This is a genomic window from Halomonas llamarensis, from assembly GCF_023555005.1.
GTDB classification, from domain to species: domain Bacteria; phylum Pseudomonadota; class Gammaproteobacteria; order Pseudomonadales; family Halomonadaceae; genus Vreelandella; species Vreelandella llamarensis.
The window spans coordinates 32,215-58,895 of sequence record NZ_JAMJPJ010000007.1 but is presented as its reverse complement, the minus strand read 5'-3'; the positions used below and the strand labels follow the sequence as shown (position 1 = coordinate 58,895).

The 26,681-nt window shown below is 57.3% G+C and carries 21 protein-coding genes, 4 tRNA genes and 2 pseudogenes; 6 read left to right on the top strand and 21 right to left on the bottom strand.

The window, feature by feature from the left end:
• Positions 1–3: 3 nt before the first annotated feature.
• The 5 genes from lspA to rpsT all read right to left on the bottom strand — a co-directional run bounded on the left by lspA (position 4) and on the right by rpsT (position 6,541).
• Complete coding sequence (gene lspA / locus M8006_RS06610; protein WP_250080740.1) at positions 4–483, bottom strand: signal peptidase II; 480 nt, start codon at positions 481–483, stop codon at positions 4–6.
• Positions 484–547: 64 nt separating this feature from the next.
• Positions 548–3,379 (bottom strand): isoleucine--tRNA ligase, encoded by a 2,832-nt coding sequence (gene ileS, locus M8006_RS06605; protein WP_250080672.1) that lies wholly within the window; start codon positions 3,377–3,379, stop codon positions 548–550.
• Positions 3,380–3,386: 7 nt separating this feature from the next.
• Positions 3,387–4,436 (bottom strand): bifunctional riboflavin kinase/FAD synthetase, encoded by a 1,050-nt coding sequence (gene ribF / locus M8006_RS06600; RefSeq protein ID WP_250080671.1) that lies wholly within the window; start codon positions 4,434–4,436, stop codon positions 3,387–3,389.
• Positions 4,437–4,532: 96 nt separating this feature from the next.
• Positions 4,533–6,110, bottom strand: a complete 1,578-nt coding sequence (gene murJ / locus M8006_RS06595) for a murein biosynthesis integral membrane protein MurJ (protein ID WP_250080670.1) — start codon at positions 6,108–6,110, stop codon at positions 4,533–4,535.
• Positions 6,111–6,274: 164 nt separating this feature from the next.
• Positions 6,275–6,541 (bottom strand): 30S ribosomal protein S20, encoded by a 267-nt coding sequence (gene rpsT / locus M8006_RS06590; RefSeq protein WP_179929815.1) that lies wholly within the window; start codon positions 6,539–6,541, stop codon positions 6,275–6,277.
• A gap of 477 nt (positions 6,542–7,018) precedes the next feature.
• Between rpsT and M8006_RS06585 the strand changes: the two genes are divergently transcribed.
• Entirely contained in the window at positions 7,019–8,077 is a 1,059-nt protein-coding gene (locus M8006_RS06585; RefSeq protein ID WP_250080669.1) for a phytoene/squalene synthase family protein, read from the top strand.
• Positions 8,078–8,134: 57 nt separating this feature from the next.
• Here M8006_RS06585 and M8006_RS06580 read toward each other — a convergent pair whose 3' ends face one another.
• Positions 8,135–8,803, bottom strand: a complete 669-nt coding sequence (locus tag M8006_RS06580; protein ID WP_250080668.1) for a glutathione S-transferase — start codon at positions 8,801–8,803, stop codon at positions 8,135–8,137.
• A 158-nt stretch (positions 8,804–8,961) separates the two neighbouring features.
• Between M8006_RS06580 and M8006_RS06575 the strand changes: the two genes are divergently transcribed.
• Positions 8,962–9,711, top strand: a complete 750-nt coding sequence (locus tag M8006_RS06575; RefSeq protein ID WP_250080573.1) for an IS5 family transposase — start codon at positions 8,962–8,964, stop codon at positions 9,709–9,711.
• Between the two features lie 66 nt (positions 9,712–9,777).
• Here M8006_RS06575 and M8006_RS06570 read toward each other — a convergent pair whose 3' ends face one another.
• The gene (locus M8006_RS06570; RefSeq protein ID WP_250080667.1) at positions 9,778–9,999 is read right to left on the bottom strand and encodes a DUF2835 family protein; all 222 of its coding nucleotides are present in this window, start codon (positions 9,997–9,999) and stop codon (positions 9,778–9,780) included.
• Between the two features lie 172 nt (positions 10,000–10,171).
• Here M8006_RS06570 and M8006_RS06565 point away from each other — a divergent pair, with 172 nt between their 5' ends.
• A complete protein-coding gene (locus tag M8006_RS06565; protein ID WP_250080666.1) occupies positions 10,172–11,077 on the top strand; it encodes a putative metalloprotease CJM1_0395 family protein in 906 nt (301 codons plus the stop codon).
• A gap of 110 nt (positions 11,078–11,187) precedes the next feature.
• On the opposite strand, the gene M8006_RS06560 is transcribed toward M8006_RS06565, so the two are convergent.
• The 6 genes and pseudogenes from M8006_RS06560 to M8006_RS18355 all read right to left on the bottom strand — a co-directional run.
• On the bottom strand, positions 11,188–12,924 hold the full coding sequence (locus M8006_RS06560) for a putative bifunctional diguanylate cyclase/phosphodiesterase (protein ID WP_250080665.1): 1,737 nt from the start codon (positions 12,922–12,924) through the stop codon (positions 11,188–11,190).
• Positions 12,925–12,976: 52 nt separating this feature from the next.
• A complete protein-coding gene (locus tag M8006_RS06555; RefSeq protein ID WP_250080664.1) occupies positions 12,977–14,137 on the bottom strand; it encodes a GGDEF domain-containing protein in 1,161 nt (386 codons plus the stop codon).
• A gap of 3 nt (positions 14,138–14,140) precedes the next feature.
• A complete protein-coding gene (locus M8006_RS06550; protein ID WP_250080663.1) occupies positions 14,141–14,311 on the bottom strand; it encodes a hypothetical protein in 171 nt (56 codons plus the stop codon).
• Positions 14,312–14,539: 228 nt separating this feature from the next.
• Positions 14,540–16,483: a methyl-accepting chemotaxis protein gene (locus tag M8006_RS06545; protein ID WP_250080662.1), complete on the bottom strand. Its 1,944-nt coding sequence runs from the start codon at positions 16,481–16,483 to the stop codon at positions 14,540–14,542.
• A 144-nt stretch (positions 16,484–16,627) separates the two neighbouring features.
• A pseudogene (locus M8006_RS06540) lies at positions 16,628–18,407 on the bottom strand (bifunctional diguanylate cyclase/phosphodiesterase).
• Positions 18,408–18,536: 129 nt separating this feature from the next.
• Positions 18,537–19,749 (bottom strand): annotated as a pseudogene (locus tag M8006_RS18355) (metallophosphoesterase family protein); the annotation flags it as partial.
• A gap of 432 nt (positions 19,750–20,181) precedes the next feature.
• Between M8006_RS18355 and M8006_RS06530 the strand changes: the two are divergent.
• On the top strand, positions 20,182–21,189 hold the full coding sequence (locus M8006_RS06530; protein WP_250080661.1) for a DUF1853 family protein: 1,008 nt from the start codon (positions 20,182–20,184) through the stop codon (positions 21,187–21,189).
• A 72-nt stretch (positions 21,190–21,261) separates the two neighbouring features.
• Here the strand turns inward: M8006_RS06530 and proB are convergent, their stop codons facing one another.
• The 4 genes from proB to rplU form a co-directional block, all read right to left on the bottom strand.
• Positions 21,262–22,395, bottom strand: a complete 1,134-nt coding sequence (gene proB, locus M8006_RS06525; protein WP_250080660.1) for a glutamate 5-kinase — start codon at positions 22,393–22,395, stop codon at positions 21,262–21,264.
• Positions 22,392–23,579 (bottom strand): Obg family GTPase CgtA, encoded by a 1,188-nt coding sequence (cgtA, locus tag M8006_RS06520; protein WP_250080659.1) that lies wholly within the window; start codon positions 23,577–23,579, stop codon positions 22,392–22,394. Before cgtA ends, proB begins: the two co-directional genes overlap by 4 nt.
• 141 nt (positions 23,580–23,720) lie before the next feature.
• A complete protein-coding gene (gene rpmA, locus M8006_RS06515; protein WP_250080658.1) occupies positions 23,721–23,978 on the bottom strand; it encodes a 50S ribosomal protein L27 in 258 nt (85 codons plus the stop codon).
• A gap of 31 nt (positions 23,979–24,009) precedes the next feature.
• Positions 24,010–24,321, bottom strand: coding sequence for a 50S ribosomal protein L21 (gene rplU, locus M8006_RS06510; RefSeq protein WP_250080657.1), 312 nt, complete (start codon positions 24,319–24,321; stop codon positions 24,010–24,012).
• 284 nt (positions 24,322–24,605) lie between these two features.
• Between rplU and ispB the strand changes: the two genes are divergently transcribed.
• Positions 24,606–25,610: an octaprenyl diphosphate synthase gene (ispB, locus tag M8006_RS06505; protein ID WP_250080656.1), complete on the top strand. Its 1,005-nt coding sequence runs from the start codon at positions 24,606–24,608 to the stop codon at positions 25,608–25,610.
• An 82-nt stretch (positions 25,611–25,692) separates the two neighbouring features.
• Positions 25,693–25,769 (top strand) — tRNA-Pro (locus M8006_RS06500).
• Positions 25,770–26,008: 239 nt separating this feature from the next.
• On the opposite strand, the gene M8006_RS06495 is transcribed toward M8006_RS06500, so the two are convergent.
• The 4 genes from M8006_RS06495 to M8006_RS06480 form a co-directional block, all read right to left on the bottom strand.
• Positions 26,009–26,084, bottom strand: a tRNA-Thr gene (locus M8006_RS06495).
• 25 nt (positions 26,085–26,109) lie between these two features.
• Positions 26,110–26,184: transfer RNA gene (locus M8006_RS06490), tRNA-Gln, on the bottom strand.
• Between the two features lie 5 nt (positions 26,185–26,189).
• A tRNA-Phe gene (locus M8006_RS06485) sits at positions 26,190–26,265 on the bottom strand.
• Between the two features lie 130 nt (positions 26,266–26,395).
• Entirely contained in the window at positions 26,396–26,671 is a 276-nt protein-coding gene (locus tag M8006_RS06480; protein WP_250080655.1) for an oxidative damage protection protein, read from the bottom strand.
• Between the last annotated feature and the right edge of the window lie 10 nt (positions 26,672–26,681).

Here is a 26,681-nt window from a genome sequence, read left to right as displayed (position 1 = left end):
CGATTACTTGTTGCGTCGGCGTTCGCCGAAGATCGACTCCCAGATCAGGCCAGCAGCGCCTAGGGTAATGCCGATATCGGCGACGTTGAACGCGGGGTAGTACCAACCGGCGACATGGAAAGAGAGAAAATCCACTACGTAGCCGTGTACCAAGCGATCATACAGGTTGCCCAGCGCCCCGCCGATCATCAACGCCAGCGCGACCGCCAGCAGCTTTTCATCCGCTTTTAGGCGCGAGAGCCACACAGTCAAACCGATACTCGCCCCGATGGCCACTAAAGCGAAAAACCACCGCTGCCAGCCGGGGTGGCTGGCGAGAAAGCTAAACGCCGCGCCGGTATTGTGCAAAAGCGTGAGGTTGAAAAACGGCAGTACCTCCACCGGTTGCGCGTAGCTAAGCCACGCGCTGGCGGCGTATTTGGTCGCCAAATCCAGCACGATGACCGCCAGCGCCAACCATAGCCAGCGCAGCGGCCGCTGCATGGGCGGCCTTGTGACGGTACTGGCTTGGTCGGCCGCTGATGGCTTTTTTTTACCCGACGCTTTTTCACGCATAACGCCGTGTCTCACCGGGGCCATCCGACAGGTTGGTGATACAACGGCCGCACAGGTCCGGATGTTCCGCGTGGCTGCCGACGTCTTCGCGGTGGTGCCAGCAGCGCTCGCACTTGGTGTTTTCGCTCGCCGCGACGGCCACCTTCAGGCCTTCAAGCTCGGTGACATCGGCGTTTTGCGCTTCAGCCAGCGGTTTGAGCGTGACGTCGCTGGTGAGCATCACAAAGCGCAGCTCATCACCAAGCTTGGCAAGCGTCATGTGGAGCGTATCGTCAACGTAAAGCGTGACTTCCGCCGCTAGGCTACCTTTGATGACTTTGGCGTTACGCGCGTCTTCCAGGCGTTTGTTGACCGCATTTTTCACTTCCAGCACCTGCTCCCAGAAGGCGCGCCCCATCTCGGCGCCGTCGTCGAGCGTGCCAAGGCCTGAGTAATACTCTTCCAGCAGCACGCTATCGCCGCGCTTGCCTGGGATGTGCTCAAAAATCTCTTCTGCGGTGAAGGAGAGAATCGGCGCGACCCAGCGGCTAAGCGCTTCGACCACGTGGTAGAGCGCGGTTTGCGCGCTGCGCCGTGCGAGCGAATCGGTTTGCGTGGTGTACTGGCGATCTTTGATCACATCCAGGTAGAAGCCGCCAAGTTCACGGGCGCAGAAGCCGTGCACCTGCTGGTAAACGTCTAGGAAGCGGTACTCTTCATACGCGGTGTTGATGCGGCCTTGCAGCTGCGCGGCGCGATCCACCACCCACTGGTCCAGCGCCAGCATATCGCCAAACGCCACCTGATCGGTAACCGGGTCGAAGCCGTTCAGGTTGGAAAGCAAAAAGCGTGCGGTGTTGCGAATACGGCGGTACACATCGGCCGTGCGCTTTAAGATTTCGTCCGACACCGCCATCTCGCCAGAGTAGTCGGTGGAGGCGACCCATAGGCGCAGAATATCGGCGCCGAGCTTGTCCATCACCTCTTGCGGCGCAACGACGTTGCCCATGGATTTAGACATCTTGCGACCCTGGGCATCGACAGTAAAACCGTGGGTGAGCAGCTGACGATACGGCGGGTGGCCGTCGATGGCGCAGCCGGTGAGAAGCGATGAATGGAACCAGCCGCGGTGCTGGTCGGAGCCTTCCAGATATAAATCCGCCCGCGGGCCTGTCTCGTGGCCATGCGGGTGCGAACCGCGAAGCACGTGGCGGTGCGTGGTGCCGGAATCAAACCACACGTCCAGCGTGTCGGTGACTTTGTCGTACTCGGCCGCTTCCGCGCCTAAAAGCTCGGCGGGGTCGAGGCGGAACCAGGCTTCAATGCCCTCTTGCTCAACGCGCTTGGCCGCTTGCTCCATCAGCGCGACCGTGTTCGGGTGCAGCTCACCGGTTTGTTTATGCAGGAAGAACGGAATCGGCACGCCCCAGTTGCGCTGGCGCGAGATACACCAATCCGGGCGATTGGCGATCATGCTGTGCAGGCGTGCCTTGCCCCAAGCGGGCGTGAACTCGGTCGCCTCGATGCCTTCCAGGGCACGCTCACGCAGGGTCTTGTCGTCCTTACCCTTGATATCCATGCCCACAAACCACTGGGCCGTGGCGCGGTAGATCACCGGCGTTTTATGCCGCCAGCAGTGCATATAGCTGTGGGTGATCGGCGTATGGGCCATCAGCGCGTTCACGTCGCGTAGCTTGTCGAGGATATGCGGGTTCGCCTTCCAGATCATCTGGCCGCCGAAGAACGGCAGGTCGTCGGCATAAACGCCGTTGCCCTGGACCGGGTTGAGCATGTCGTCGAACTCCATACCGTGCTCGCGGCAGGTAATGAAGTCATCCATTCCGTAGGAGGGCGCGGAGTGAACGATGCCGGTGCTGCCGACTTCGGCCTCGACGTAATCGGCCAGGTACACCGGCGAGAGGCGATCATAGAACGGATGATGGAAATTGATCAGATCCAGCGCCGCGCCTTTGGCGGTGGCTATTACCTCGCCGGTCAGTGCATAGCGCTCCAGGCAGCTTTCAACCAGGTCTTCCACCAGCAGCAACAGACGCTCGCCAATATCGACCAGCGCGTAGGTGAACTCGGGGTGGACGTTCAGTGCCTGGTTGGCGGGAATGGTCCATGGTGTGGTGGTCCAGATCACCACGGCGGCGGGCTTGGGCAGCGCGTCTAAACCGAACGCGGCCGCCAGCTTGTCGGCGTCTGCCACGGGGAAAGCGACGTCGATGGCATCCGACTTCTTGTCAGCGTACTCAACTTCCGCTTCGGCCAGCGCCGAGCCACAGTCGAAACACCAGTTCACCGGCTTCAAGCCTTTAAACACATAGCCCGCATCGACCATATCGGCCAGCGCACGCATCTCGCCCGCCTCGTTGGCGTAATCCATCGAGCGGTAGGGGTTGTCCCAGTCGCCGACGACGCCCAGGCGCACAAAATCGGTAAGCTGAGTTTCGATCTGCGCGGCGGCATACTCACGGCACAGGCCGCGGGCTTTTCCAGATTCCAGGTGCTTGCCGTGGGTGGTTTCCACCTTATGTTCGATAGGCAGGCCATGGCAGTCCCAGCCCGGCACGTAGGGGGCATCGTATCCCGCCAAGTTTTTCGATTTAACGATGATGTCTTTCAAAATTTTATTGACGGCGTGACCGATATGAATGCTGCCGTTGGCATAGGGAGGGCCGTCATGGAGCACAAACAACGGCTTTCCTGCACGCGTTTCGCGTAAGCGCTCGTACAGGTTCATGTCTTGCCATTGCGATACTCGGCCGGGCTCTCGCTTGGGCAACATACCGCGCATGGGAAAGTCGGTTTCAGGCAAATTTAGCGTGTGCTTATAATCCATAGTCCGGTCAGCCATCGTTAGCGTCGGCGGCGTTGCTCGCCGAGGTGGAGTCAGAAAAAGGTTTCGCGTGTGCGTTATCGGAAAGCGGGCGCGGCGCTGAGGCCAGCGGCAGCGGGTCGTCAACGCCATGATAGTCAGCGAAGTAGCGGCGCGCACTGGCTTGGTCGCGCTCAATCTGCGCCTTCAGCGCGTCAAAGTCATCAAACTTGATCTCCCCGCGCAGCCGCGCGCAGGGGTAAACGGTGCAGCGCTTACCGTAAAGGTCACCTTCAAAGTCAAACAAGTGAACTTCGAGGGTAGGGCGTTCTGAGCCGACCGTAGGGCGAAAGCCCACGTTAGCAACGCCTGGGTGTCGCGTACCGTCTTCCAGCTCCGCGACTACGGCAAATACGCCGCGCAGCGTTAGCGGCTGAGGCAACAGCGGCAGGTTAGCGGTGGGCACGCCGATGGTGCGCCCGAGCTGCTGGTCTCGCACCACTCGCCCGCTGAGCGAGTAGACACGCCCCAATAGCGTTGCTGCGGCATGAAAATTGCCACTGGCGAGCAAGGTGCGCACACGACTACTGGAAACGCGCTCTCCGTCGATAGTGAAGGTGCGGGTGTGCTCAACGCCAAAGCCCTGCTCGCGGCCAACAGCTTCCAGCAGGGTGAAGCCACCGCGGCGATCACAGCCAAAGCGAAAATCGTCGCCCACCACCAGATGCTTCACGCCCAAGCCTTCAATCAAGACTTGATCGATAAATTCGCGCCCGGTAAGGCTCCGCAAGGCATCGTTAAACGGCAGACACAACACCCGCTCCGCGCCGTGGTCCATCAATAGGCGCACTTTTTCGCGCAGGCGCGTTAAGCGCGGCGGCGCTTGTTCACCGGCGAAGAATTCACGCGGCTGCGGCTCGAATACCACCACTGTCAACGGCGCGTGCAGGCGCGCGGCGTGCTCGCGGCACTGCTGCAGAATCGCTTGATGGCCACGGTGAACTCCATCGAAATTACCGATAGTGGCCACGCAGCCGCGATCCGCTGGCGTTAAGTTGTGCAGTCCTCGAATGACGCGCATGGCACCTCAGCCGTTAAAAAAGCGTTCGCAGAATGAGCAGAATATAAATTGGCTATTATACCCAACCCACCGGCAGCAATGTATGCCTGCCCCGTTTTAGCTGTGCATTTTAAGATGGCGCAACCGCAGGCCAAAGGCGGCGAGCCAAGCAAAGTACACCCCCGCGCCCAGCACCACTAGCGCGGCCACCCAGCTAACGCGCTGCCACAGGCCAAACCCAAGCCACGTCTGCCAGTTGGGCGCGAGCACGTAGAGCCCCACACTCATCACCACACTGCCGCCAATCAGCTGCCAGGCAAAGCGTCCCCAGCCAGGTTGGAATACCAGCACGCCCTGCTTACGCAGCAAATAGCCCAACAGCCCTGCGTTCATAAACGCCGAGAGCGCCGTAGCCAAGGCTAACCCCGCGTGGGCCAGCGGCCAAATCAGCAGCAGATTGAAGCCCATATTGGCAACCATGGCGACAATGCCCACCTTCACCGGGGTGGCGGTATCTTGGCGAGCAAAAAATCCCGGGGCCAGCACTTTGATCAGCATAAAGGCCAAAAGCCCAAGGGCATAAGCGCGCAAGCTCATGGCAGCCATTTGAATATCGTGATCGGTCATCGCGCCGTAGTGAAACAGCGTGATAAGAAGCGGCTCAGCCAATACCGCGAGCGCGAGCGCGGCGGGCAGCCCCAATAGCAGCACCACTCGGATGGCCCAGTCGAGCATGGCGGCAAAGTGCGCATTTGACTGCTCGGCGTGACGCTTGGAGAGCGCGGGCAAAATCACGGTGCCGATGGCCACACCGAACACCCCCAGCGGCAGCTCCACCAGGCGATCAGAATAGTAGAGCCAAGACACACTGCCCGCCGCAAGTAGCGACGCCAGCACGGTATCGAGCAGCAGATTAATCTGCGACACCGACACGCCAAACAGCGCCGGTGCCATGAGCTTGAGAATCCGTTTTACGCCTTCGTGGGCAACGTGTGGCCACGGCGTCGGCAAAAGCCCTAAGCGCAGCAAAAACGGCACTTGGAACGCCAGCTGCACGACGCCAGCAATCAACACACCCCACGCCAGCGCCATGGCGGGCTCATCAAACAGCGGCGTGAGCAAAAGCGCTGCGCCAATCAGCGACAGGTTCAACAGCACCGGCGTAAACGCGGGCACGGCGAAACGGTCCCAAGTGTTGAGCACGCTGCCAGAAAACGCGGTCAGCGAAATGAGCAGCAGGTACGGAAACGTCAGTTGCAGCATATCAGCGGTGAGGGCGAGCTTTTCCGGGTCGCGGCCAAACCCCGGGGCGAACACCCACACCAACCACGGCGCACCGAGCATGGCCAACGCCGTGATCAGCGCCAGCACTGCGGTCAAACTACCCGCCGTGGCGTTTAAGAGCTCGCGAATCTCTTGCCGGGTGCGTTGCGTCGAGTACTCCGAGAGCACCGGCACAAACGCCTGGTTAAACGCACCTTCAGCGAACAGACGGCGCAGAAAATTGGGGATTTTAAAGGCGACAAAAAAGGCATCCGCGCCGTTACCCGCCCCCAACAACGCGGCGATCACTACGTCGCGCGCCAAGCCCATCACCCGCGAGATCATGGTCATAGCGCTCACAATCAACCCTGAGCCCATGAGGCCACGGCGCGCGGGGGTGATTTTTGGATCTGCTGGTGTTTGCTCGCTCATGCACGTTTCCCGATGCCCATGATCGTCGCTCGCCCTGAGCCTGTCGAAGACCATCCTTCGACAGGCTCAGAGTGAACGGATTTAACACCACTCATCAACTGGAACAAGCCAGCGATAGGCACAAAAAAACCGGCCGCAGCCGGTTTTTTAGGGCGCCTGCCGGCTTACGCCGCCAGTGCCTTAATGCGCTTGTTCAAGCGGCTTTTCAGACGCGCGGCTTTCTTTTTAGAAAGCACGTCTTTGTCTGCAATGCGGTCGATGACCGGCTGCGCCGCCTTGAACTCTTCCATCGCTTTCGCATGATCGCCGGTGCTGATGGCTTTGACTACACGCTTGATGTAGGTGCGGACCATGCTGCGTTGGCCGGATTTCAGGACGCGACGGTTCTCGGCCTGGCGGGCGCGCTTGCGAGCTTGCTTGCTGTTCGCCACAGGGTATCTCCTTGGAGAAAAAAGGTTGCCTACTTGGGCAACGGATTAACTGATTATCGCCGCCTGGGTCGTGACCTCAGTGCGACGTTTCCGTAACGTTTTCAAAGCCAGTGTTGGATTAACACCGCTTTGATTTGGCAGACTTTTTCGCCTAGCCAAAATGTGCAACCGACAACAAATTAGGCTGCCCGTTCACGGGTCTTGTCTGAGAGGATAGCGTAGTCTATCACGCGACCCCTCGCCTGACCAACACTTAACCGCGTGGTGAATCGGCATCGCTGGCGGTGTCATCACCGTCTCATTTATCGTGAACGGAGCCGTTGCAGGTCAGTGGCCATGCCGGTACGCTTTTAATTGCGTGGGCTTGTTTAACGCTCATAACCCTTTTTGCGTCAATCCCGAAAGATCGGAGGCATTTAACATGACCTGGCTCGAGCGGGAAATATACCTGCTCCCGATATCGGAGATGATGCTGCTATGAAGCCTGCCTCGCTCGCCCTACAAGACCGGTTACTGCCTGGCGTCTCCCGGACATTTGCCCTGACCATTCCACAGTTGCCGGCACTCCTGCGCCCAGCCATCACCAATGCCTATCTTTTGTGCCGTATTGCCGACACGGTGGAAGACAGCACTGCCATGGCGCCTGAAGACAAGGACGCCCACTACCGGTGCCTGCTGGAAGGGCTGAGTGATACCAGCGCCGCCCGGAGGTTCTCCGAGGCATTGCTTGATACCGGGCTGGTACAAGACCCGCTGGAACGCGAACTCATCGTGCAGACACCCGGGGTGCTGCGCGCCTTCGGCGAACTGCCGTCCGAGCAGCAGGCAGCACTGAGCGACTGCATCACCACCATGTGTCACGGTATGGCCAATTTCGAACGTTTGAAGAACCCATATGGCCTGGAAGACAGCGCCTGCCTGCGCGACTACTGTTACGTGGCGGCCGGCTGTGTGGGCGAAATGCTGACCCGGCTGTTCGCCAGCATCAACCCGCATATCCGCACTCAGCGAGAAGAGTTTCAACGTCTGTCGCTGGCTTTCGGTCAAGGGCTGCAGATGACCAACATTTTGAAAGACGTCTGGGAGGATCGCCAGCGTGGCATCTGCTGGCTCCCGCGTGACGTCTTCGAGGCGCGCGGTGTTGATCTGAAGCGGACACATAACTGGCAGGACCACCCCGGCTATCGCGACGGCATCCGCTTTCTGGTCGCCGTCGCCCATCATCATCTACGCTTAGCGCAAGACTACACGCTGCGCATTCCGACCGCCGAGGTCGGCATTCGACGATTCTGCAGCTGGTCGATTGGCATGGCGCTCTCAACACTGCGCAATATTGCCGACAATCCGGGCTACACGGCCAGCGAGCAGGTCAAAATCTCGCGGCGACGCCTGCGTTTGATTGTCGCCACGAATAATCTTTCGGTAGGTAGCGATACGCTGCTGCGCGGTGTTTTTCGGCTGAGCGCCTATCGACTACCGAGTGTCCCGAAACAGGAGATCGGCCCTCTGAAGTCAGAGTCAGGCGGGCGCAGATAACGACGCGCGTCACACTTGGCCACGCTAACGCTAGATAACCACGTTCACGCCATCAAATTACCCGGGTAGCGTCAGCGGGCCAGCACGCTCGACTACCCGCTGCCAACCTAAATCGTCATCAATGCGCGCAACAAAGGCCGCAATCGCGGGATAGTCACTGAGTGATTGCGACATCGCCAGTGCCTGTAGGGGAAAGCTCATTTGCACGTCGGCGCCGCTTGGCCAAACGCTAGAAAATTGCTGACGCGTAGCCAAGTGACTCTCTATCATGGCCAAATGATCGGTTAACTGCGGCGCGATGAAGCGTTTATTCACCGTGTCGTTAATGCCCTTGGCAATCGGCTTAATCAACCACGGCGATTGTTTCGGCAGCTGGGCAAACACCAGCCGCATGACGAGAAGCGGCATCAGCGACCCTTCCGCGGAGTGCATCCAGTAGCGGTAATTGACCCATTCAGCGGTATCGTCAGTATCTGGCTGGCAGCGCCCCTCGCCGTAACGGCTCAGCAGGTAATCGATAATAGCACCGGATTCCGCCACAGTGATGTCGCCATCCGTGATCACCGGCGACTTGCCAAGCGGATGTACGCGCTTGAGTGAGTCAGGGGCAAGCTGCGTCTTACGATCACGCGGGTAGGTGATGACCTCATACTCAAGCGCCAGCGTTTCGAGCAGCCAAAGAATGCGGTGGGAACGGGACTTTTCCAGGTGGTGAACGCGAATCATAAAAGCTCCAAAGATAGGCAATCCGATTAAGGCAGCGCCAAGAAAAGAAAAAAGCATAGCACCCTAGGGCGTGTTGACGTTTGATCGAAGATGATTTGGCAGGATAGGGGCAAGCTCGCAGAATAGAGGTTCTCACGCCAACAAACTGCGAGCTTGCGATGCCCCGACAAATGCTCACGGATGAACACTGGTCGAAGCTGAAACCTATCCTGCTTCAACAAGGTATCTATGACAAGGCCAACCTGCGCATCACTGTGGAAGGCATCCTTTACCGGATGCGCACTGGCTGCCAGTGGCGGGACCTGCCAGAGGCGTTTGGGTCCTGGAATACGGTCTACAAGCGCTTCAACGCCTGGTCATCGGCTGGAAAGCTGATGGCGGTTTTCAACATGCTGGTCGAGGATCCGGATGTCGAGTGGCTATTCATTGATGGCTCTTACGTCAAGGCGCACCAGGACAGTACAGGGGCTGCCACAGAAGAGTCAGAAGCCATTGGCAAAAGTCGTGCAGGCAACACCAGCAAAATTCATCTGGCCGTTGACGCTTATGGCCTTCCCAATTCCTTCAGGATAACGGGCGGTGAGGTACACGACAGCACAGAAGCCCAGGCATTGATTGACGACTTGCCGACGGGGGAGGCGCTAGTGGCTGACAAGGGCTATGACAGCGAGCGTATCCGTGAGCAGGTTGAGGCGAAAGGCATGGAGGCCGTAATTCCACGTAGGCGCAACTCGAAAAAGGGAAATGCCAGTCTGGACAGAGGTTTATATCGCTATCGGCATCTCGTCGAGAATGCCTTTGCCCGTTTAAAATCGTATCGCGCCATAGCGACGCGCTACGATAAACTGAAGCGAAACTACGAAAGCATGGTGGCTTTGGCGTGCGGTTTTTTATGGCTCCCAATGTGAAACGTCAACAGGCCCTAAGCACGCTGAACCTATCCACTGACCGAAAGCGCACGCCACCGGATCGCATTAGCGCAGCGGCCTGATACTGATAAACTTGCCTTCATCAGAGAAGGCAAGTCGGTACGTGCCATGCACGCCATCTCGCGTGACCACCCGGCGGATCGCCTCGGCGGGAAAAATCACCCAGCGCCCATCGACACTGCGCGTGCGTACATTGGCAATGCGCCCCTCGTAATGGGCCAAGCACTCATCAAAAGAGAGATGAAGAACAATATCAATACTATGCATTGCGCTGGTTGGCCCTGTGTTGACTCACCTAGTATGAATACTTACTGACTTAGTATTAATAGCGGCATACTAAATAGCGATATATTTACCCATTTGCGCTTAAATCTTGCAGTCTTCGCCTGGGTCACCGATACTTAATTTTATCCTATCGCTTCAATTCTCGGTACGGCTTATGCAAATCTCACCTGTTAGCTCTCCATCGACTTACTGGTCGGTTACCGCAACTGAAAACGCGCGTACCAATGCCACGCCACGTGCGGGAGAAGCCACACTCTCTCAGGCCGACCAACGCAGTATGCCGCCGGGTAATTCCGAGCATCGCGCCGCTACTCAAAGCGCCACTGCCGCTGAAGAGAGCTCTGGAAGCCGCCGCGCCACAGGACGTGCCGCCGACGGAAGCCAGAACGTGGCAGGTGAGCAGGGCAGCGAGGATGAAAAGCGCGACCCCGCGGTTAGCCCTGGTCCAACGCGTCCCGACGGCACCCCGCTGGACGATCAGGAAATTCGCCACCTAGAACAGCTCAAGCGTATCGACCAGGAAGTGCGCCAGCACGAGCGCGCCCATGAAGTGGCCGGTGGCGCTTACACCGGAAGCGCCAGCTATGAGTATGAATCTGGCCCTGACGGCGAACGCTATGCGGTGGCTGGCGAAGTGCCGATTGATTACGGCCCGGTGCCCGGCGACCCGCAAGCCACCATCGATAAAATGCAGACGGTTATTTCCGCCGCGCTGGCGCTAGCAGAGCCCTCGTCGAAGGATCGCCAAGTTGCCTCTCAAGCACGCCAATACATGTTAGAAGCTAAGCTCGAAGCGGCCATGCAGCAAAGCGAAATGAATAACGCACGCACCGCTGGCGCCGAATCAAACCGCGATGAAAGCGTTGACGCTACCGGAGCGACCGCCCAGACTGACAGCGCTCCTTCTGCCAATGAAAGCGCCGACGCTATAGCGGTTATGGCACCCGACCCGGCGAGTGCCGTGGCGGCGCGAGGCAGCTTGGCGGCCGCCTCGGTGGCTCAACCACCTGACGCCGTTGACCCCACCGCGAACCCTGACCCCACCACTCGCGCTGCTTAACGAGCGTTAACACAAAAATGGGGCGTGGCACATAAGGTGCTACGTCCCGTTTTTTTAGGCCTCTGTTTTGCTTACCACTTCTGATTTGTTCGCCTCTGTTTTGCTCACCGCTAATACGTTAGCGCATTCCAATCTTTACGCGTTGGCCAATGCGTCAGCCACATCGGCAGCGCCTCAGCCGGCATGGGTCTCGCGATGCCATAACCTTGCGCTAGCTCGCAGCCCAGTGCTATCAGCGCTTTGGCATGGGCGAGCGTCTCGACGCCCTCCGCCAGCATCGGGCGATTAAAACGATTCGCCATATAAATGACGCTCTCGACAATGGCCATGTCATCTTGGTCGCTTAACATATCGCGTACAAAGCTCTGATCAATCTTAATCAAATTCACCGGCAGCTGACGCAGATGGGTCAACGACGAAAACCCGGTGCCAAAATCATCGATGGCAAAATTCACCCCAAGACGCTGACATTCGGCCATGGTTTCAAGCGCCGCCTGGGTATCGTGCATCGCCGCGCTCTCCAATACTTCAAGTTTGAGCATGGAAGGCGGCACATGGGGGTAGCGAGAGAGCAGCGCGGCTAAGCGCTGACTAAAATCACTCACCAGCAAATGAGTCGGGCTAATATTAACGTTAACCGGCAAGGCGATACCGTTTTTAGCCCACCGCGTTAGCTGGCGCATGGCAGCGTCTAACACCCATTCGCCCAAGTCTATTTCCAGCAAGGTCGCGTCAATCACCGGCAAAAACTGCGCCGGAGGAAGCAAGCCCTGCTCGGGGTGCTGCCAGCGAACCAGCGCCTCAACCCCCACGACTTCTCCACTACGCATATCCACCTGCGGCTGATAATGCAGGCACAGCTCGTTATTATCCAGTGCAGCAATAAAGCGCTGGCGTTGCTCGTGGCGTACTTGTAGCAAACGGTCGTGGTCAGGATCAAACATGTGGAAGGTATCGCGGCCAAGCTGCTTCGCCCGGTACATCGCTTGGTTGGCATGGCGCAGTAACACGTCACCCTGAACGGCATCCTGTGGGTAAAACGTTACCCTCAGACTTGCCGTTAAATGTATGCCCTGCCCCTCAATCATCAGTGGCTTACGAATGGAAGCTAAAAGCTTGTCGAAAAACGTCTCATCCACACCGTGATGCAGCAGCAAGACAAACTCATCCCCACCGACACGCGCGAGCACGTCATCGCCAAACAGCAGATGGCTAATACGCTGGGAAAATGTCGACAGCAGCACATCGCCCACTTGCGGGCTGAGTTGGTCGTTAACTTTTTTGAAAAAGTCGATATCCAACGAGCATACCGCCAGTGTGCTCTCACACTTCTCAGCATGCTGCATCGACTCTTGAATCAACTGAGTCAAAAGGTGCAGATTAGGCAAGCCCGTCAGCGCGTCAAAATAAACCTCACGGCTTAAGTGGCGTGCATGGGTGGGGATCGCGGAAAGGTCTGCCAACACAATCACGTGGTGGCAGACCTCACCGTATACGTCGCGCACACGATTGATCGACATCATGCCCGGATAGAACTGACCATCGTGGCTTTGGTAGCTCACTTGGCTTTTGCTGCGATCGCGTAGCCTCAACTCTTCACGCATAAACCGAGTGGTCTGGGTATCGTCAAGCGGGAAGATACTAAAGGCTTCTGGCGTTTTGCCCGCCACGTCTTTCAGGTTAAAGCCGGTTAGCTCGCTAAAAGCAGGGTTGATATGAGTGACCCGGTTACCGGCGTCGGTAAGGATGATCGCCTCGTTCGCTTGGCGGAAAACCGCTTCCGTCAGGTCTCCCGCCGTCGATTTCAGCGTCGCCGTATAATGGCTCTGCGGTATCAGTTGGCACATCCGTATCGGTTCCTGTGTTGTGTTGGCTCACGCGGCACGGGAAATGCGCCAATCATCGTACATCTTCTTCTACGTTATCGGCTTCGGCCTGCGCGCACGCCATCACGGTATCGCGGCCTTGATGTTTAGCGGCGTAAAGGGCTTGGTCCACGCGGCTGGTCAACATGTCTTGGGTTTCGCCGAGACGGTATTCTCCTACACCAATACTGATCGTGATGCGCTGACCTGAAAACACACGTCTGCGCACGCGCTGACAAATGCGCTCGGCAAAGGTTTCACCGCCTGATTGCTGGGTACTGCGCAGCAAAATGGCAAATTCCTCACCGCCCCAGCGCGCCAAAATATCGCTATCGCGCAAGCAACCTTTTATACACACCGCCAATTGCTGCAGGATCTCATCGCCGACATCGTGACCGTAATTGTCGTTAACCTTTTTGAAATGATCAATATCAAACATTAACAGCACAAACGGCTGGTGAGCATGGAGGGCATCGCTGACGCACTGGCTTAGCGATGTATCAAAGGCGCGGCGGTTATACGCGCCGGTTAAGTGGTCGCGTGTTGCCTGGTTCTCAAGTTCGTGCTCAATACGTTTACGCTCGGCAATATCGTGAAAGACCGAAACAAAGTGGCGCACTTCACCATCGGCATCGTTCACGGCGGTAATGGACTGCCATAACGGGTAAATATCACCCCATTTATTAAGGTTCCATATTTCGCCTTGCCAGTGGCCTGTGTCGCGCAAGGTTTCCCACATCCGTTGGTAAAATGCTTTATCGTGGCGCCCGGACTTAAAAAGCCGTGGCGTTTTCCCAATGACTTCCTGACTAGGGTAGCCGGTAATATCGGTAAACGCCTGATTAACCCGCTCAATGACCATATTGGCATCGGTGATCACAGTCGCTTGCCCGGTTTCAAAGGCAGCTGCCATCAAGCGCAATTCGTTTTCTTGCTGATGACGGTGGGTAATGTCTTCTTTCACCGCGACAAAATTAAGAATCTCGCCTTCGACGCCTTTTACCGGCGTAATGGTTTGCGCCTCCCAGTAAAGCTCGCCATTTTTGCGCCGATTTAAAATCTCTCCTTTCCAGACGTTACCGGCGAGCAGTGTTGCCCACATATCATTGTAAACGTGATAAGGCGTCATACCGGATTGAATCAGTGCCGGCGTTTTGCCCAGCAGCTCGTCGCGGGAATAGCCAGTAATGTCCAAAAATCACTGATTAACAAACTCGATACAGCCATCGGCATTGGTAATGGCCGTTGCCACCGGGCTCTGCTCAACAGCGATATAGAACTGCTCAAACCGCAGGCTCAGCAAGTCATCTGTGGCTTTTTTATTGGTCATGTCATTGGCATTATTATCGTGCTGAGAAGGGGTACTCATTGCGTTACTCCTGAAACTCGTCAGCCTTAGCCCCGTTTTGCAGCGTATAAAAGAGAATCATAGCGGACCCTGCATAAGAAAAGAGGCAACTAAGACGTTTTCATCACGCTGCCTTTCAAATTATTGATGCACGTCAATCGCTCGTTGCCCCACTTGCGTCACACCCCAAAACAAGAAGAGCGCCAAACGGCGCCCTCAACATCATGCCTCATGTGCTTACAAAAAGCGTTAGGCAGAAAGTAGCCGAGACGGATCGCTGGCCTCACCTACTTGGTATTTCCCGATCATCTCGGCCATATCCTCGGCTTGCTCGTCGAGCGAACGGCTCGCCGCCGCGACTTCTTCTACCAGCGCCGCATTTTGCTGTGTCACTTCTTCAAGCTCTACCATAGCGCGATTGATTTCCTCAATACCGGAGGACTGCTCGGTCGTCGCGGACGTCATCTCACCTACCAAGTTCGCGACTTTCTGCACGCGCTGAGCAATGGTCCCCAACGTATCGCTTGTTGAGTTAACCAGCGACTCCCCCTCACTGATTTTTTCCACGTTATTGTCGATCAACTGGCGAATTTGATTGGCTTCTTCGGCACTGCGGCTTGCCAATTTGCGCACTTCAGCCGCCACAACCGCAAAGCCCCGGCCATGCTCCCCAGCGCGGGCGGCTTCCACCGAGGCATTGAGTGCCAACAGATTGGTTTGAAAGGCGATGTTATCAATCGCGGTGATAATCGTGGTGACTTGGTCGTTCGCCTGGCGAATCTGCTGCACAGCATCTTGCGCACTAGCGGCCAAATTCACTGCCGATTGTGCTTCGTGAGCCACATCGTGGGTCATGCGCTGCGCTTCGTGGGCGTTATCGGCACTCTGACGCACGGTGACCATCATTTCTTCCAGGCTTGAGGCCGTTTGCACTAATGATGCCGACTGTTCTTCGGTGCGCTGGGCTAAATTTTGGTTACCTTGGGCAATTTCACCGCTAGCCACCTCAACAGATTGTGCATTACGCTTCACCTCAGCCACTAACCTTTCGGTATCAGCAGAGGCGTCGTTAAAGGCGCGGTAGAGTTTTGCGAACTCGTCAGACCCTTTCACCTCTAAGCGCTGAGTTAAGTTATTGCCTCGTGTGGCAATGCTCTGCAGTGCTCGGTTCAATGGCCGCGTGGTCGCCCGCACCATCAACACTGCGGCGATAATTGCCACCACACTGGTCAATATCGATAGCGTGATATAACGCCACAGCGCCAACCGAACGCTGCTGCGTAGCTCAGCAGTGGCGGTGATGATTGCGGTGGAAGCGTCATCCTCCAGCGCTTTTAAGCGACCAATTTTGACCGTCTGCCATTCGAACCACTCTTCGGGATCAACGTTGTAGCCGCCGGTATCGAACTGACTGATAGCCAGCTCTCGACGTTCGAATAGGCGCTCGATATCTGGGCCAGAAAGCGCGCGTTTAAGCTGCTGCTTCACCTCTGGGGTAGAAAACGTGCGAAAACTGGTCAGGAAAGCGCGCTCTTCACCAATAAGTTCTAAAAAGCGTCGCAGCATATCATTTGACATACCGTCGGCACCGAAGGCACTCGACAACATCGCACGTTCGATACCCGCAAGATCTTTGGCTGCTAACAGATTGTAATAAGCGGCAAGTTGACGACTAATCTCACCTTCACGTGTGAACGTTACCAACGCGCCCACGAACGACATCAATTGACTATTGATACCAGTGTAGTGGCTAAGCACGTCGCTCGTGGCGATATCGAGATTGTCGACTTCATTACGAATCCGCGCCGTACGCTCCCACAGTCGGTTTAACTGAGCTAGCTCTTCACGTGCGGTATCGCTAAGCACGTTATCGCTTAAGTCGGTGCGCTGCTCATGAAATGCCTGCGCCGCGGCATCTACATTTGGGCGTTGCTGGTCGAGCTTTGAACCAAACGAGTTGCCTTCACTACCGAGAAAACCCGCCGTCATGCCGCGTTCCAGCTGGATTTGATGCACCCAGTCACTGGCGCGCTGGGCAAGTTCCGTCATCGCATAAAGGCGGTTAAGCTCGCGTAACGCCGACTGACGTTCGAGCACACCTTCCATGGCAAGCCATATCAGCGCCAGCATTGGAAGCACCATGACAATCGCAAATTTTGCCCACATAGGCGTTCGATTTAAATAACGTTCCATCCCTTACCCCTTTTGATGCTGCGAGTGAGTCAGCATGTCGCAGGTCACACTTTTTCAGCAGTATGGGGGTTTTTCATTTTGTTGTGTTGACTCGAATCAAGCTATAGTTGCATATGCTTTGCATCAATAGTGCGATACTATTTCTCAATACGCCGCGTGACGACCCTCGCTTTGCCGTGGCACAGCACAACTGTCACGCCGCTCAACGAAAAGACTGTTGCCAGCGATTTTCTTTGCCTGATGCTTTAACTCCGACAGATCGCTGGCGATATCCAACGCTTTTAAGTCGGCACCGACGGCTACCGGCTTGACCGCCACCGAGACGCTGAAAAAGGGGAAAAAGCTCACCACGCCTTGGCGATTTTCGATCTTGATGCCGCCCTGCTCACGATCCGCCGCCTCGTAAAAGCCCGGTGCGATGGCTTCGACATGCGCTAAAATCTGGCGCGTCACGCTCTCCCAGTGAGCAAGCGGCAGTAGCAACATAAAATCATCGCCGCCGATATGGCCAGTAAAACCACCGGCACTCTCCACTTGAACCTGCAACAGCCGGGCAAACCGAGATAATCACGTGATCGCCGCGTGCATAACCATAAACATCGTTAAAGGCTTTAAAGTTATCCAGATCCACGTAAGCCGCGGCAAAGCCCTCACCGGCACTGAGATAGTCGTTTAGGGTATCGTTGATCAAAATATTGCCGGGAAGCCCGGTCAAAGGATTGGCGTGTCGCGCTTGGCGGACCTGAATGGCGGTTATTTCGCGCAGCAGATCAACAATATTCCCCATCCCTAAATAACCACCGCTTTGTGCCACTACCACAAAATCTTCCTGCTCAATCTCGTGGCTATCGGTTAGCCGCTGGCTCAGTACCTCCAGCGGCATCTCTGCTTCGGCCACCAGCATGCGTTTATCAGCCACATCCATCACGCGGGTTTTGGCGTACAGGGCGTGGCTGAAAGGGTTGGTAAATAGGGCTAAAAAGCTACTGCGCCGCACGACGGCAAGCGGTTTACCCTCTTTGACCACGGCCACACAGCGAAGCTCTGGGTGACGGCGAAAGCGCTCGGCAAGACTAGGTACCGGACACTCAGGCGCCACGTCGGCCACCTGCCGACAGATCGTGCGCGCGTTGCGCCCGGCGATGGCCTGAAGCGGTGCAGTACCCGGCAGCGGCATGGCGAGCTTAAGCGGCGGCTCGCTTTTGGGCCGGGAAAAGTAGAATCCTTGCAACAGCGAGAGCCCTCGGTCGAGCTCCCACAGGCACAAATGCTCGGCGGCCGTTTCAACACCTTCGGCAATCAGCTTGCAATCAAGGCTACGCGCGACCCCAATAATCGAGCGCAAAAACTCGCGCTTGGCGGGTTCTTGGTCGACGCCGGAGATAAAATGGCGATCCAGCTTGACGAAATCAGGCCGCAGCTCCGACCAGTGGCGCAAACTGGAATGACCCGCCCCCAAATCGTCCAGGGCGACGCGAAACCCCATGTCGCGGTAATGATCCACCGCTTGGCGCATCAGCGCGTAGTCATGGATGGGAACGTGCTCGGTGAGCTCGATCACCACTCTTTCCGCAGGAATGCCTGCATCGTTAATAAAACCAAGCGTCAAGCCCTCGCGGAAGTCGCGCTCGACAATCGTCAGCGGCATCACGTTGAGAAAAAGAAAGCCGGGCAAATCCAACGCGGCGAAGCGGTAAATCGCCAAGCGGCGACAAAGAATGTCCAGCTCCACCAGTTTGCCCGCTTGAGTGGCCACCTCAAATAGCCGTAGCGGTGAGTGCAGCGGCGATGCCGCCGGCCCGCGCACCAGCGCCTCGTAGCCGTAAATCGCCTGTTGGCTGGTATCCACGATGGGCTGAAAAAGGACATCGAGCGCCTCATCGGCGATGATGCGCGTTAGCCACTGTGCTTCCTGAGCGGTCATACCTGTCGTCACCTCGCGTCAAACTCCAACGCTTAGCATGCGTCATGATGGTGACAGCCACGTGACAATGTCGGTAAAACCGCTATTTCAAGCATCAGCTAGGCGCTATCGACCAGCATCTGGTAGCGCTCAGCGTGTTTTCGGCGGAGGAAACACCACATCTTTGCCACGGGCATCGAGCTGACGAATATCCGTTGGGCGACCCTGCTCGTCTAGCGTCACCAAGCCGATGCCGCTGGCATTCCACAGCCGCTCACCCGCCTTCGCACAATCCGGGGCGCGCGGGTAGACCGCAAGCTTGCGCCGCTTGGTGAACCAGTTAAGCGGCGAGAAAGGCGCATAAAGCCAACGATTCAACCGGTCGAAAACATCCAACAGCGTATCAGGGAAGGTGTCTTTCACGCCGCTGGAGGTGATTTGCCAAAGCCTCGGCGAGTGCTGACGGTGGCGGACGATAATGTCATAGGCAAACGAGTAGTGGACATCGCCCGAGAGAATGACGTAGTTGCCCGGCGTTTTGGAGTGACGCCAAATGTGCAAGAGCACATTCGCCGCGCCACGGTGGGCCATCCAGTTTTCCGCATCCACGACCAGCGGCTTGCCCAGCCAGATGAATATCTTCTGCACACCCTCGATCAGCTTCACCCCAAACATCGGCGCCGGAGAGACAATCACCGCACTCGGCGCGACCAATAGCGCCTGCTGCATTTCTATCAACGCCTCCCAATCCATTAAACCCGAGGGGCGATTGGGGCTTCTCTCGCTGCGCCAGCGGCGAGTGCGCGTATCCAGCACGATCAGCGCAGGTGTACCGGGAACATGGAACTCCCAGCCTTGAAAGCGCTGCACGTCATTGATCAAGGCATCGTAATCGCTCATGGGAAGCGCTCCCTGCGACTGCTCAAGGCGTTGGCGACCAGACCAAACAGTACATCGCCAACATTTCTGCTAGCGTCATCAGATGATTATGCGCGTTAGCTGAGGTAAACACCGGCTTTTTTACTCCACCGAAAAAGCGCTCACGCAGGGCGGTATTGCTGGTCACATCGGGCAGCAGCGCTTCACGGTGGTAATACGTGTGAGTTGAACGATAAAGCGCCTGACTATTTTCAACCGTCGCCCCTTCAAGATGTTCATCCACGAGGCCTAACCGGGCAATCAGCGCGTGAATCGCGCGTAACATCGGCCCGGCCACGTCATCCACGTATACCTGATCGCCGGTCATTAGCAGCCATGCCGGGCGCTCGATCGCCGCCGCGCCGCCCTGCTGTTCAAGCCAGGTATCCGCGCGCACGAGGCCATCGGGGCTGTCGTGGTGGGGTTTACGGCAGGAGCCATGCATCAGCTGATGGTGGCGCTCGGCGTATCCGTGGGGAGCGGTTGCGACAGTGGCAGGTCGATCAGATAAAGATAAGCGTGTTCACCTAGCGGCAAACACGACGACGCCGCGTTCAGGCGATGGCGCTGCGCCTCGCCTTCCGGCGGGGTTAACGTCAGCGTGAGCGAAAGTCTACGCTAGGCCACCAGCCGCATCACCCAGCGGGTAGGCGTAATACGCCGCAGCAGCGGGCCAACGAGAATATCCGGCAGCCAGGCTGCCTCTGGCGCGGCTGAGTGCATAGCTTTTCCTTCTGCCCAGAACAGTCTGAATCGATTGAACCACGAATCCATCAAGCGGTTGAAAGCAGAGGCGTTAACGCTTTCAAACGGTCAACATGTTACCTTGACCATCAATGAAGACACGAAACAATGCCATGTGACAGAAGGAGTCTTGTTGAAAACCGAGATTGCTCAGTGGCCGTCGCATGGCCATATCGCCTGCCTGGAAAGCGTAACCGCTGAGGTGGAACACCCTGCTTTGCGGGATATCGCCTGGCTGCTCCACACCCCCGATATTCTAGTGCTGCCCGAGATTTCCGGCCGGCCTAGCGTAAAAGCGCTTGGGTGGGAAAATGCATCTACGCTTGCCCGTTGGCTAACGCGGCAGCGTCAGGCCGTTGAGGCGCTTCCTTGGCGCGCGCTGCGCCATTCACGGATGGGGCATTACCATGAGCGGCTATGGCACTACGTGCTCGACCATGCCCCCGATACGTGTCTGCTGGCGACCAACGTGCGTGTTTTCCAGCGGCGCAATACCCTGGGTGAGCTGGATATTCTCTACCGCACCCGCGATGACCCCGCGCCCATTCACTTGGAAGTGGCAATCAAGTTCTACCTGGGGCTGCCGGATGGACCGGGTGAAGAGGCGAGTCTAAGCCGCTGGATCGGGCCGGGCGGGTTGGATAGCTTGGCGCTCAAATGCCAGCATATTGCTCGTCACCAACTGCCCATCGCGCGCACACCGCCTGCACAGCAAACGCTGGCGCACTGGCTCGCACCGCGTGATACCGGCGAACCACTGCCGCCTATTCGCTCGCAGCTCGCGCTGCCCGGCGTCCTTTTTTACCCTTGGCACGCGAGGCTTTCGCCCCCTAAAGGCGCAACGGCGGCGCATCGGCGCGGCCTTTGGTGCTACTTACATGATTGGTCGGCACTTGCCGCGGGGTTGCCGTGCGATACGCTGGCCGCATGCTTGGAAAAACCGCACTGGCTCGCGCCGCCGCCGTTAGCCAGCTTTCAGCCGTTAAATGACGTCATCAAACCGATTCTCGACCGCGTGATCGCCTACAACGCGCCGCAGCAGGTGATGCTTTACCATCCAAGCCACGACCAAACCCAGCGTATTTTCATTATGCCCAGCGGTTGGCCGCGCCAGATTCCCTTGCCGCCGCGTTCGCGTTAAACAACCGCTAGATCACACGACGACTGATTACAGAATGATTGGTTGCGCAATGACCGATCACACAATGGTCGATTACACAATAACTAGGTTATCGCGATGGATTAGCTCGGGGGCTTCCATGTAGCCCAGGATGGCTTCGATTTGGTGGCTCGGCTGGCCTACGAGCTGGCGCGCCTCTTTGGCGCCGTAATTCACCAGCCCCTTCGCCACCAGCGCGCCTTGCTCGTCCACGCAGGTGACCATATCACCACGGCGAAAGCCGCCCTGCACGTCTCGCACGCCCACGGCCAAGAGGCTTGAGCCTTTATCGCACAGCACCTTGACCGCCCCGGCATCGAGAACCAGTGTGCCGCGCACCTGTAGCTGCCCGGCCAGCCAGCGCTTGCGCGCCGCGATTGGCGCCTGTTCAGGCCGCAAGAGTGTGCCCAGACGCTCACCCGCCATTAACCGGGTGAGCACCTCCGGTTGGCGGCCGCTGGCGATCAACGTCACCGCACCGGAGCGCGCGGCTAACTGCGCCGCGCGCACTTTGGTACTCATGCCGCCACGGCCCAAGGCACCGCCGCTACCGGCTACCGCTGCCAAGCGCGGGTCGTCTGCTCGCCCTTCGGCAATCAGCGTTGCATCCGGGGTGTGGCGTGGATCGGCGTCAAACAGCCCTTCTTGGTCGGTCAGCAGAAACAGCGCATCGGCTTCGAGCAGATTAGCCACCAGCGCGCCGAGCGTGTCGTTATCGCCAAAGCGAATCTCGTCGGTGACCACGGTATCGTTTTCATTGATCACCGGCACCACGCGCATCTCCACCAGCGTACGCAACGCTGAGAGCGCGTTAAGGTAGCGTTTGCGATTGGAAAGGTCATCGTGGGTCAGCAGCACTTGCGCGGTGAGCATGCCGTGGCAGGAAAAGTGCTGCTCGTAACACTGGGTCAGCCCGTTCTGGCCGACTGCAGCGGCGGCTTGCAGTTCGTGCACGGCGCTGGGGCGCACTTGCCACCCCAAGCGTACCATGCCGGCGGCTACTGCACCGGAGGAGACCAGCACAACTTCAACACCGCGCTGATGCAGTGCGGCGATCTGATCAACCCAGCGGCCAATCGCGGCGTCATCTAAGCCACGGCCGTCGTTGGTTAACAGCGCGCTGCCGATTTTGACCACCACACGCCGCGCGCCGCTTAGCACTTCGCGACCCAACGCCAGCTCACTCACGGCGCGTACTCCACCTCGACGTCGTAATCATCGTCGTCAAAGTCGTCGTCATCCTCATCGCGAGGCTTACGCTTGCGCCCCAATCGCGCCTCGGTGCGCGCCACCGACTCATCTTCCATGCGTCGGCGCATCTCTTGTTCGTGGGCGTACGCTTCTTCGTCTTCGTTCTCCAGGCACTGCTGCTCGGTCAACCAGCGGTGGGCTGCCTGCACCAGAGCATCGGTACCCTCGTTGCTGATCGCCGAAATACGAAAGACCGGGCCTTCCCAGTCCAGTGCGTCGAGGATCATTTGAGCGCGGGTCTCGCGCTCCTCTTCAGGCAGCAAATCAAACTTATTCAGCACCAACCAGCGCGGGCGCTCGGCAAGTGCGGGAGAAAATTCCCCCAGCTCGTGGACGATGGCTTTGGCAGCATCTACCGGGTCGGATTCGTCGAAGGGCGCCACATCGACCACGTGGAGCAATAGGCGCGTGCGGGTCAAATGCTTCAAAAAGCGCAGACCCAACCCGGCACCATCGGAGGCGCCTTCGATCAACCCCGGCACATCGGCCATCACGAAGTGCTCGTGCAGACCGAGTTTCACCACGCCGAGGTTGGGTACCAGGGTCGTGAACGGGTAGTTGGCGACCTTGGGCTTAGCCGCCGAGACCGAACGAATCAGCGTCGACTTGCCCGCATTCGGCATCCCGAGCAGGCCAACATCGGCCATCACCTTCATTTCCAGGCGCAAGTTGCGGCGATCGCCCTCGGTGCCCGGCGTAGTACGCCGCGGCGCCCGGTTGGTCGATGACTTAAAGTGAATATTGCCTAAACCACGACGGCCGCCATCCGCCACGAGCACGACCTGACCAATCTCGGTCACATCGGCGATCACTTCGAGCGTATCCTCGTCGATCACCGTGGTGCCCACTGGGACTTTCACATGCAGGTCTTCACCCGCTTTGCCGCTCATCTGGCGCCCCATGCCCCCCTGGCCATTTTCGGCCTTATAGAAGCGCTGGTACTTAAAATCGATCAGCGTATTGAGCGCATCATCACCCATCAGGTAAACGCTGCCGCCGTGCCCGCCGTCGCCACCATCCGGGCCGCCTTTGGGCACATACTTTTCGCGGCGAAAGCTCAGACAACCGTTGCCGCCTTTACCGGCTTCAACGATGATGGAAGCTTCATCGACAAATTGCATGGAATCTTCTCCTGGCCGCTTCCGCCGCCGATAACTACAAAACGTCTATGTGGCGCATGACAACGTTGTACGCTAAAACACGCCCTACAGACAAAAAAGCCCCGCCATAGCGGGGCTTTTCTTTGTTCGCCGCGGGTCTGTTTAGGCAGAAACGATACTGACGAACTTACGGTTTTTCGGGCCTTTGGTTTCGAACTTCACCGAACCTTCGTCGAGCGCGAAGAGGGTGTGATCTTTACCAATGCCAACGCCAGTGCCCGCGTGGAACTTGGTGCCGCGCTGACGCACGATGATGTTGCCCGGAGCGGCCGCTTGGCCGCCGAACAGTTTCACACCAAGGCGTTTGGATTCGCTGTCGCGACCGTTACGCGTGGAGCCAGCTGCCTTTTTATGTGCCATTGCAAAATCCTCCTACTGGGGAATAAACCGCTTATGCGGAAATTCCGGTAATTTTGACTTCGGTAAACCACTGACGGTGGCCCTGACGCTTCATGCTGTGCTTACGACGACGGAACTTGATGATCGTCACTTTATCACCACGACCGTGATCGACGATTTCCGCCGATACTTTAGCGCCATCGACAAGCGGGGCGCCAACAATAACGTCATCGTCGTTACCGACTAACAGCACTTCATCAAACTCAATCGTTTCGCCGGTAGCGACTTCGATTTTTTCAAGTTTGAGCGTTTGACCTTCTTCAACGCGGTACTGTTTACCACCGCTTTTGATTACTGCGAACATGTCTTTCTCCAGGACGGATCACTTGCCATACCACCGCGTTAACGGCAATGACGGCGCTCATCGACTTGGCTCTTGGTCGACCTGCGGCGAGTAGCGCCCCTTTCGGCAGCCATCTGACAGGGAGCATGATGAGCGGGTCGCGAATTATAGCGAAGTTGTGGCATTACCACAACTATTGCCACACTTGCTCTGCCGTGCCTTGACGCCCAACAGGCGGCCCCATAGCATGACATCAACTTTATCAGGCGGCCTTGCCGTCTCCACCTGCCGCGATGAACGGATTAATGACTGCAAACGCCTCTTCAACTCCACCTGCTAGCACCTCACCTTTACCGCTGCATGCTGTGGTGGCGGATGACTTTAACGCCGTTAACCGCACCATTGTCGAGCAACTTAACTCTAGAGTGCCGTTGGTGGCCACCATCAGCCAGTACATCATCGAAAGCGGCGGTAAACGCCTACGCCCGCTTCTTGTACTACTTGCCGCGCGCGCACTCGGCTATGACAGTGACAAGCACATCACCCTGGCGACCCTGATCGAGTTCATGCATACCTCGACACTTTTGCACGACGACGTGGTGGATGAGTCGCACCTACGCCGCGGCAAACAAACCGCCAACGACAGCTGGGGTAATGCGCCGTCAGTATTGGTGGGCGATTTTCTTTACTCGCGCTCCTTTCAAATGATGGTCGATGTCGGCTCCATGCGCATCATGGCGATTCTTTCGGCCGCCACCTGCGTCATTGCCGAAGGTGAAGTGCAACAACTGACCAATATCGGCAACCCGGATATCTCTGAAGCAGACTACTTTGAGACTATCCAAGGTAAAACCGCGATGCTGTTTGAGGCGTCCTCACACAGCGGCGCCGTGCTGGCCGGGGCTTCACCCGAGCAGGAACGCGCCCTACAGTATTATGGGCGCTATTTAGGCCTAGCGTTCCAGCTGATTGATGACCTACTCGACTACCAAGGTGACGCCAACGCCATGGGCAAAAACGTGGGTGACGACCTCACCGAAGGTAAGCCGACACTGCCGCTAATCCACGCCATGGAGAAAGGCACCCCCGAGCAGGCCAAGCTGATTCGCCAAGCCATTCGCAAAGGCGGGTTAGAGCAACTTGATGCGGTAATGGAGATCGTTAACGCCACCGGCGCCTTAACCTATACCCGTGCCCGCGCCGAAGAGATGGCCGATAAAGCCCTCGCCCAACTTGACGCCTTGCCGGCAAGCCCCTACCGCGACAACATGGCAAAACTTGCCCGCCTCGCGGTGGAGCGTAAAACGTAAATCGCTTTTGCAGGGTTGCATGCCGCCCTCTTTCACGTATAATTTGTCCGCGTTGAAGGGCAACATGCTCTGAAACAGATCACGGAATATAGCTCAGCTTGGTAGAGCGCTGCCTTCGGGAGGCAGAGGTCGTAGGTTCGAATCCTGCTATTCCGACCAAATTCTAGAAAAGGCCACTCGCTTAACTGCAGTGGCCTTTTTTGTGCTGGCGGCTGGCTTAGGTGATGACTTCTAACCCAGTCGTCCAAATAAAGAATGTTGGGCAACTCAAGGCATCCACTGCTATGGAACGAGCATAAGTGTCCACGACGTGGACACTTTGTAGACACCCACAAAAAAACCGCCTCGAAAGGCGGTTTTTTCTAAATTCTTAAAAGGCTAACTTACTACCTTTTATGTGGTGCCGACACCAGGAGTCGAACCCGGGACCTACTGATTACAAGTCAGTTGCTCTACCAACTGAGCTATGTCGGCGTCTACGCTTTAAATGTGTTGGCAATGGCTGGGGTACCAGGATTCGAACCTGGGAATGCCGCTACCAAAAAGCGGTGCCTTACCACTTGGCGATACCCCAACGTTTGGTGGCCAGAGACGGAATCGAACCGCCGACACAGGGATTTTCAATCCCTTGCTCTACCAACTGAGCTATCTGGCCGCTGCCAACGGTGCGTATTAAACTAAAAACGCCAGGTTTCGTCAACACCTTTGTGAAACATTCTTTCTTTCACGCCATTTATGGACTACGCGGTAGCGCTCAGCCCAGCGCTCCCTTTTCGCCATGGCGATTATGCCTGGGTAGGCGGCACATACCCTTCTGCCTGGTCGGTGTCTTGGTTGTCCAAGAACCGCTCCATCTGCTCCATCAGGTAGGCGCGCGCATCCGGGTCGAGCATGTTGAGGTGTTTTTCGTTTATCAAGCGCGTTTGTAGCGCTTGCCATTCCTCCCAGGCCGGTTTGGAAACCGTGGCTTGGATCTCTTGGCCTTTGGCCCCCGGCAGCGGCGGGAACGGTAAAGCCTCGAGCTCTTTTTGATACTTACGGCAGAATAGCGTGTTGCTCATCGTACTCTCC